The 7,583-nt window shown below is 74.5% G+C and carries 6 protein-coding genes and 1 pseudogene; 2 read left to right on the forward strand and 5 right to left on the reverse strand.

Features of this window, described 5'->3' with window-relative positions:
- Positions 1 to 152: 152 nt before the first annotated feature.
- The 4 genes from ABD317_RS30855 to clsA form a co-directional block, all read right to left on the reverse strand.
- Positions 153 to 485 (reverse strand): small basic family protein, encoded by a 333-nt coding sequence (locus ABD317_RS30855; RefSeq protein WP_027744874.1) that lies wholly within the window; start codon positions 483 to 485, stop codon positions 153 to 155.
- A complete protein-coding gene (locus tag ABD317_RS30860) occupies positions 482 to 1,375 on the reverse strand; it encodes a DUF881 domain-containing protein (protein ID WP_344294176.1) in 894 nt (297 codons plus the stop codon). The genes ABD317_RS30855 and ABD317_RS30860 overlap by 4 nt, the downstream gene beginning before the upstream one ends.
- Before the next feature lie 81 nt (positions 1,376 to 1,456).
- A complete protein-coding gene (locus tag ABD317_RS30865) occupies positions 1,457 to 3,976 on the reverse strand; it encodes a sugar phosphate nucleotidyltransferase (RefSeq protein WP_344294178.1) in 2,520 nt (839 codons plus the stop codon).
- Between the two features lie 47 nt (positions 3,977 to 4,023).
- Positions 4,024 to 4,644 carry a cardiolipin synthase ClsA gene (gene clsA, locus ABD317_RS30870; RefSeq protein ID WP_344294179.1) on the reverse strand — a complete coding sequence of 207 codons (621 nt, stop codon included), beginning with the start codon at positions 4,642 to 4,644 and terminating at the stop codon, positions 4,024 to 4,026.
- Between the two features lie 295 nt (positions 4,645 to 4,939).
- On the opposite strand from clsA, the gene ABD317_RS30875 reads away from it, so the two are divergent.
- Positions 4,940 to 5,389, forward strand: coding sequence for a PTS sugar transporter subunit IIA (locus tag ABD317_RS30875; protein ID WP_344294181.1), 450 nt, complete (start codon positions 4,940 to 4,942; stop codon positions 5,387 to 5,389).
- A gap of 85 nt (positions 5,390 to 5,474) precedes the next feature.
- Positions 5,475 to 7,145: a phosphoenolpyruvate--protein phosphotransferase gene (gene ptsP / locus ABD317_RS30880; protein WP_344294183.1), complete on the forward strand. Its 1,671-nt coding sequence runs from the start codon at positions 5,475 to 5,477 to the stop codon at positions 7,143 to 7,145.
- A gap of 80 nt (positions 7,146 to 7,225) precedes the next feature.
- On the opposite strand, the pseudogene ABD317_RS30885 reads toward ptsP, so the two are convergent.
- Positions 7,226 to 7,583 (reverse strand): annotated as a pseudogene (locus ABD317_RS30885) (hypothetical protein); the annotation flags it as partial.

Consider the following 7,583-nt stretch of genomic DNA (forward strand, 5'->3'; position numbering starts at 1 on the left):
GGGCTGGGGGGGCGGCCGCCGCGGTGCGGGCGGTCGCGGTGCGGAGCGCCGGTCCGGCGGCGCGGCGGGGGCGCTGGGCGTGCCCTCCGGGTATGCGGCGGGCGGGTCGCCGGGGCGCGGGGAGTTCGGCGGGGTCTCGTCGGACACGGGCGTCACGCCTGGAAGACGTGCCGCCGGATGGCGGCGGCGTTGGAGAAGATCCGGATGCCGAGCACCACCACGACGCCCGTCGACAGCTGCGCGCCGACGCCCAGCTTGTCGCCCAGGAAGACGATCAGCGCGGCCACGACGACGTTCGAGAGGAACGACACCACGAAGACCTTGTCGTCGAAGATCCCGTCGAGCATGGCCCGCAGCGCGCCGAAGACCGCGTCGAGCGCGGCGACGACGGCGATGGGCAGGTACGGCTCCAGGCCCGCCGGCACCACGGGCTGGACGACGAGGCCCATGACGATTCCCGCCACGAGACCCAGTACGGCGATCACGAGGGGTTGTTCTCCTTCGGTTCTGCGTGGCGTACGGACAGGCCGGCGGCGGCCGGGAGCCGGAGGTCGTCCCGCGCGGAGAGGCCGGCCCTGATGCCGTAGTTGTCCTGGAGCGCGTCCAGGTAGCGGCCGTCGGCGTTCTCCCGGAACCGCTCCAGCAGCCGCTCGCCGTCGCCGATCGCCAGCACGGTGTACGGCGGCGCCAGCGGGCGGTTGTCGACGAGGATGGCGTCCCCGGCCGCGCGGATCGCGGAGAGCGCGGTGAGCCGGCGGCCGTTGACGGAGACCGCCTCGGCGCCGGCGAGCCAGAGCCCGTTGACGATGCGCTGCAGGTCGCGGTCGCGTACCCGGCCGTCGTCCGCGAAGCTCGTCGAGCTGCGCGGGCCGCCGGTCCCGCCGGTGCCGGCGTCGGCGGCGTCGTCGACCACCAGGCGTACGCCGGGGCCCTCGGCCTCGGCCGCGCCGGCCAGCAGCGCGAGCAGGGCCGCCCGGTCGCTCCCGGGCTCCGCCAGCGCCTCGCGCTGCCGGTCGGCCACCTCCTCGTGCAGCTGCTCGATCGTGCGGTCGAGGTCGTCCACGGCGGCGGTGCGGTCCTCGACCCGGTCGATCAGCTCCTCGCGCTCGCGGGCGAGGTCCGGTGCCTCGATCCGCGCCTCGGCGGCGCCGACGGTGAGGACAAGCGCGGTGAGCACCAGGCCGGCGGCCAGCCAGGCCCGCCCGCGCAGGAGCTGCGGCAGCCGCTCGCCGCGCGGGCGGGTGCCGTGGCGCGCGGCGGCCTCGGCGTACCCGTCGTCCAGGCTGTGGTCCATCAGCCGGGTCAGCAGCGACATGGAGGCGTCCGGACGGGGGCGTGCCGGTGCGCTGCTCCGTTCGGGGGGCTGCTGCGGCATGCCGGACATAGTTGCACGCCCCCGGGCCCTACGGTGCCGCGCCCCCTGGGTTGGGTGAACTCTCGCTCCGCTGTGCCCGCGTCAGTCGCCGCTCCCGTCGCCGCTGCCGTCGCCGCCTCCGTCGACAACTGCGGCCCACTCGTCGAGCAGGGCCTCGGCGGACGCCTCGTCGGGGCCCTCAGCCCACAGGTGCGTGACCGCCTCGGCGCGGGCCGGCAGCACCAGCACCCAGCGGCCGTCGGCCTCCACCACGCGCACGCCGTCGGTGGTGTCGACGTCCCGGGAGCCCGCGGCCTCCACCACGCGGCGCATGACCATGCCCTTGACGGCCCACGGGGTGGCCAGGTCCCGGCGCAGCACGTGGGCGCGCGGGATGCGGGCGTCGATCTGGCTGAGGGTGAGCTGCGTGCGCGCGACCAGGCCGGTGAGCCGGGAGAAGGCGGCGGCGCCGTCGAAGACGGAGGAGAACTCCGGGATGATGAAGCCGCCGCGGCCGTCGCCGCCGAAGACGGTGCCGTCCATGCGCGCCACCCGGGCCAGGTCGTCGGGCGACGTCGTCGTCCACTCCACCTGCGTGCCGTGGTACGCGGCCACCTGCTCGGCGATGCGCGTCGTCGTCACCGGCAGCGCCACGCGGCCGCTGCGCCGCTCCGCCGCGACCAGGTCCAGCATGACGAGCAGCGCCCGGTCGTCCTCGACGATCCGGCCCTTCTCGTCGACCAGCGAGATGCGCTCGCCGACGGGGTCGAAGCGCACGCCGAAGGCGGCGCGGGCGGAGGCCACGATCTCGCCGAGGCGGACGAGTCCGGCGCGCCGGGCCTGCGGCGTCTCGGTGGGCCGGGACTCGTCCAGACCCGGGTTGATGGTCAGCGCGTCGACGCCGACGCGGCCGAGGAGGCTCGGGAGCACCAGGCCGGCGCTGCCGTGGGAGGCGTCGACGACGACCTTCAGCCCGGCCTCGGCGATGCCGCCGGTGTCCACGGCGCGCAGCAGCGAGCCGGTGTACGAGCCGAAGACGCTGGCGGGGAAGGTCAGGTCGCCGATCTCGCCGGGGAACGCGCGGCGGTACTCCTGGCGGGCGTAGACCCGGTCGAGCTTGCGCTGCGCGGCCTGGGAGAGGTCGGCGCCGCGCTCGTCGAGGAACATGATGTCGACGGAGTCCTGCACGCCGGGGGTGGTGCGGATCATGATGCCGCCGGCGCTGCCGCGGGCGGTCTGCTGCCGCGCCACCGGCAGCGGCACGTTCTCCAGGTCGCGTACGTCGATGGCGCTGGCCTGCAGCGCGGAGATCACCGCGCGCTTGAGCGCCCGGGCGCCGCGGGAGTGGTCGCGGGCGGTGGTGACGGTGGAGCCCTTCTTCAGGGTGGTGGCGTAGGCACCGGCCAGCCGGACGGCGAGTTCAGGCGTGATCTCGACGTTGAGGATGCCGGAGACGCCGCGGGGGCCGAAGAGGTGGGCCTGCCCGCGCGACTCCCAGATCACCGAGGTGTTGACGAACGCGCCCGCTTCGATGGTCTTGAAGGGGTAGACGCGCACATTGCCCTGGATGATCGATTCTTCTTCGATCAGGCACTCGTCGCCGATGACGGCGCCGTCCTCGATCCGCGCGGCGCGCATGACGTCGGTGTTCTTGCCGATGACGCAGCCGCGGAGGTTGCTGTGGCCGCCGATGTAGACGTTGTCGTGGATGACGGCGCGGTGCAGGAACGCGCCCTGCTTGACGACGACGTTGGAGCCCAGGACCGAGTGCTCGCGGACCTCGGCGCCCTGCTCGACCTTCGCGTAGTCGCCGATGTAGAGCGGGCCGCGGAGCACGGCCTCGGGGTGGACCTCGGCGCCCTCGGCGACCCAGACGCCGGGCGAGATCTCGAAGCCGTCGAGGTCGATGCCGACCTTGCCCTCCAGCACGTCCGCCTGGGCCTTGACGTAGCTCTCGTGGGTGCCGACGTCCTCCCAGTAGCCCTCGGCCACGTAGCCGTAGACGGGCTTGCCGTCCTTCATCAGCCGCGGGAAGACGTCGCCGGACCAGTCGACGGAGGTGTCCGCCTCGACGTAGTCGAAGACCTCGGGCTCCATCACGTAGATCCCGGTGTTGACCGTGTCCGAGAAGACCTGGCCCCAGGTGGGCTTCTCCAGGAACCGCTCGACCCGGCCCTCCTCGTCGACGATGGTGATGCCGAACTCCAGCGGGTTGGGCACGCGGGTGAGGCAGACGGTGACCAGCGCGCCCTTCTCGCGGTGGAACGCGATCAGGTCGGTGAGGTCGAAGTCCGTGAGCGCGTCCCCGGAGATGACCAGGAACGAGTCGTCCTTGAGTGCCTCCTCGGCGTTCTTCACGCTGCCCGCGGTGCCGAGCGGACGGTCCTCGTTGGCGTACGTCAGCTCCATGCCCAGTTCCTCGCCGTCCCCGAAGTAGTTCCGGACGAGGGAGGCGAGGAACTGGACGGTCACCACCGTCTCCGTCAGCCCGTGGCTTTTGAGCAGCCGCAGGACGTGCTCCATGATCGGCCGGTTCACCACCGGCAGCAGGGGCTTGGGCATGCTCGCGGTCATGGGGCGCAGGCGGGTGCCTTCGCCCCCAGCCATCACGACGGCCTTCATATCGGAAGCGTCCTCCTTGGGCGTGAGACGGCGATGCCGGCTGCCGCCTAGTCAGGGGTGGTGTCCGCGCGGGCGTCCCTTCGGATGAGACGGCGTACCTGGATGAGGTAGAGACCGCCGGCCCACCAGTACAGCGCTGTACCCCAGCCGGCGAACGCCCATCCGAAAATAGCAGAGAGTGACGAGAGCCATCCACTTGCGTCACTGAGCAGCAGCAGGGGGAAGGCGTACATCAGACAGAAGGTGGCGGACTTGCCCAGGAAGTTGACCTGCGGCGGCGGGTAGCCGTGGCGGCCGAGCATCCAGACGGCCGCGCCGACGACCACGTCGCGGGCCAGCAGCAGGACGGTCAGCCACAGCGGCAGGATCCCCCGCCAGGTCAGGCCGACGAGCGTGGCCAGGATGTAGAGCCGGTCGGCGGCCGGGTCCAGGATGCGGCCGAGGTCCGAGACCTGGTTCCAGCGCCGGGCGAGCTTGCCGTCCAGATAGTCGCTGACGCCGCTGAACGCCAGGATCGCCAGCGCCCAGCCGTCCGCGTTCGGGCCGCCGAACTCGGGCCACAGGATCAGCCACAGGAAGACGGGCACCAGTACGAGCCGGGCCATGCTGAGGAGGTTGGGAACGGTGAAGATCCGGTCCGCCGATGCCGCCGTCCCCTGGACCTCCACCCGCCTGCCTCCCCGTCCGATACCGCCAGTCCCGCCAGTTCCGCCAGTTCCGCCAGATGAGCCGACGATGCGTTCCGACCTTACCCGCCGCCGGGCCCGGGCCCGCGCGCAGGCCGGGCCGGGGCGGGGGCCGGGGTGGGGGCCGCGGGCCGCTCCGGGGGCGGGACGGGGGTGCGCCCCGGCTGGCTCCACTCGGTGCGGAACGTCAAGTTCCGATTGGTTAGGCTTCAGGAGCGGCGCGGCCCCCACGGACGCGGGCGGCGCCGGCCCCCCGCTGTTTCCGAAAGGCCCCGGCATGACTCAAGTCTCGTCCCCGCTCACCGGCCGCGCCATCGGGCTCGCCGCCGTACCCGACCCGGTCTTCTCCGGGGCGATGGTCGGTCCCGGCACCGCGGTGGACCCCGAGCGCGGGCCCGCCGAGGCGGTCGCGCCCGTCGACGGGCTGGTGGTCTCCCTGCACCCGCACGCCTTCGTCGTCGTGGACGACGACGGGCACGGCGTGCTCACCCACCTCGGCATCGACACCGTGCAGCTCGCCGGTGAGGGCTTCGAGCTGCTGGTCGCCAAGGGTGACCGGGTGACGCGCGGGCAGCCGGTGGTCCGCTGGGACACCGCAGCCGTCGAGGAGGCCGGCAAGTCGCCGATCTCGCCGGTGGTGGCCCTGGAGGCGGCCGAGGACGCGCTGTCCGAGGTGGCGCAGGACGGGGCGGTCAAGGCCGGCGAAACGCTGTTCAGCTGGCGGTGACATCCGGCGGGCCCCGGCGCTGCGGCCCGAGTGCGTACGACACCCGCGGCGGGACGCCGCCGCGCACTTGCGGAAGACTGGTGACATGGAGACGACCCTGCGAGGCGTCGGCGTGAGCCACGGGGTGGCGATCGGCGAGGCCCGGCACATGGGCACGGCGGTGCTCGAACCGCCGGCGAAGCAGATTCCCGCCGCGGAGGCACCGCGCGAGCAGGAACGGGTGCGCAAGGCCGTGGAGGCGGTCGCCGCCGACCTGACGGCGCGCGGCAACCTGGCCGGCGGCGAGGCGCAGGCCGTGCTGACGGCACAGGCCATGATCGCGCAGGATCCGGAGCTGGCGGCGGACGTGGAGCGGCGGATCGCGGTCGGCTCCTCCGCCGAGCGCGCCGCGTACGACGCCTTCGCGGCGTACCGCGAGCTGCTCGCCGGAGCCGGCGAGTACATGGCCGGGCGGGTCGCCGACCTGGACGACGTACGCAACCGGATCGTGGCCCGGCTGCTCGGCGTGCCGATGCCGGGGGTGCCGGACAGCGACGAGCCGTACGTCCTGATCGCCCGCGACCTGGCGCCCGCCGACACCGCTCTCCTCGACCCCTCGCTGGTCCTCGGCTTCGTCACCGAGGAGGGCGGGCCGACCAGCCACAGTGCGATCCTCGCCCGCGCGCTGGGCGTGCCGGCCGTGGTGGCGCTGCCGGGCGCCGGGGAGCTGGCCGAGGGCACGCTCGTGGCCGTCGACGGGTCGACCGGGGAGGTGTTCGTCGAGCCCGGCCCCGACACGCGTGCGGAGCTGGAGCAGACGGCGGCGGAGCGCAAGGCGGCGCTGGCGGCCGCCACCGGCCCGGGCGCCACCTCCGACGGGCACAAGGTGCCGCTGCTGGCGAACGTCGGCGGGCCGGCGGACGTGCCGGCGGCCGTGGCGGCGGGGGCGGAGGGCGTGGGCCTGTTCCGCACCGAGTTCCTGTTCCTGGACGGCGGTGGGACGGCGCCGTCCGAGCAGGCGCAGGTCGAGGCGTACCGCAAGGTGCTGGAGGCGTTCCCGGAGGGGCGGGTGGTCGTGCGCGTGCTGGACGCGGGCGCCGACAAGCCGCTGGAGTTCCTCACCTCCGCCGACGAGCCGAACCCGGCCCTCGGCGTCCGCGGGCTGCGCTCGCTGCTGGCGCACCCCGAGGTGCTGCGCACGCAGCTGACGGCGCTGTCCAAGGCGGCGGCCGGGCTGCCGGTCTATCTCGAGGTGATGGCGCCGATGGTGGCGGACCGCAGGGACGCCGCGGACTTCGCGGCGGCCTGCCGGGACGCCGGGCTGCCCGCGAAGGCGGGCGCCATGGTGGAGATCCCGGCGGCGGCGCTGCGGTCGCGGGCGATCCTGCAGGAGGTCGAGTTCCTCTCGCTGGGCACCAACGACCTGGCGCAGTACGCCTTCGCGGCCGACCGCGAGGTGGGGGCGGTGTCCCGGCTGCAGGACCCGTGGCAGCCGGCGCTGCTGGACCTCGTGGCCTTCGCGGCGGAGGGCGCCAAGGCGGAGGGCAAGAGCTGCGGCGTGTGCGGCGAGGCGGCCTCCGATCCGCTGCTGGCGTGTGTGCTGACGGGGCTGGGGGTGACCTCGCTGTCCATGGGTGCGTCGGCGATCCCGTACGTACGGGCGACGCTGGCGAAGCACACGCTCGCGCAGTGCGAGCGGGCGGCGTCCGCGGCGAGGGCCGCGGACACGGCGGAGGAGGCGCGGGAGGCGGCGCGCACGGTGCTGTCCGGCGAGTAGCGCGGCGGCCTCCGGCCGGGGTGCCTGCCGGGGCGGCGCACCCGCTCCCGCCGGACCCGCCCCGCCGGCGCGCCACCGCGTCATCGGTGGCAGCCCCGCTCGGGGCGGGGCAGGGGGACGCCCGGGCAGTAGGCGACGCCGCGTTCCGGCGGGAGCGGGGCGCCGGTTCGCGCGTCCGTACAGTACGCCGCGTAGACCTCCCGGCCGGACAGCGGCTCCGGCCAGCCGTCCCGCAGCCGCCAGCCGCGCACCCGCTCCGCGCCCTCCCTGTCCGTGGTGCGGGCCACCACACCGCCCGTGCCGGACGTGGCGATCCCCGCCGCCAGCCCCAGCCGCAGCGCCACCGTGCCGGGCGGCGGCAGCCGCGGCGGCGCGTCCGCGGCGCCCTCCGCGCCGCGGGCGACGGCGGCGAGCGGGAAGCCGGCCGCCCGGACCGTG

It is taken from the genome of Streptomyces synnematoformans (genome assembly GCF_039531005.1).
GTDB lineage: Bacteria > Actinomycetota > Actinomycetes > Streptomycetales > Streptomycetaceae > Streptomyces > Streptomyces synnematoformans.

What these genes read in the sequence shown, in the direction of transcription:
- ptsP (WP_344294183.1), top strand. Translation starts at nt 5,475, where the DNA reads ATGGAGACGACCCTGCGAGGCGTCGGCGTGAGCCACGGGGTGGCGATC.
- ABD317_RS30875 (WP_344294181.1), top strand. Translation starts at nt 4,940, where the DNA reads ATGACTCAAGTCTCGTCCCCGCTCACCGGCCGCGCCATCGGGCTCGCC.
- ABD317_RS30860 (WP_344294176.1), bottom strand. Translation starts at nt 1,375, where the DNA reads ATGCCGCAGCAGCCCCCCGAACGGAGCAGCGCACCGGCACGCCCCCGT.
- ABD317_RS30865 (WP_344294178.1), bottom strand. Translation starts at nt 3,976, where the DNA reads ATGAAGGCCGTCGTGATGGCTGGGGGCGAAGGCACCCGCCTGCGCCCC.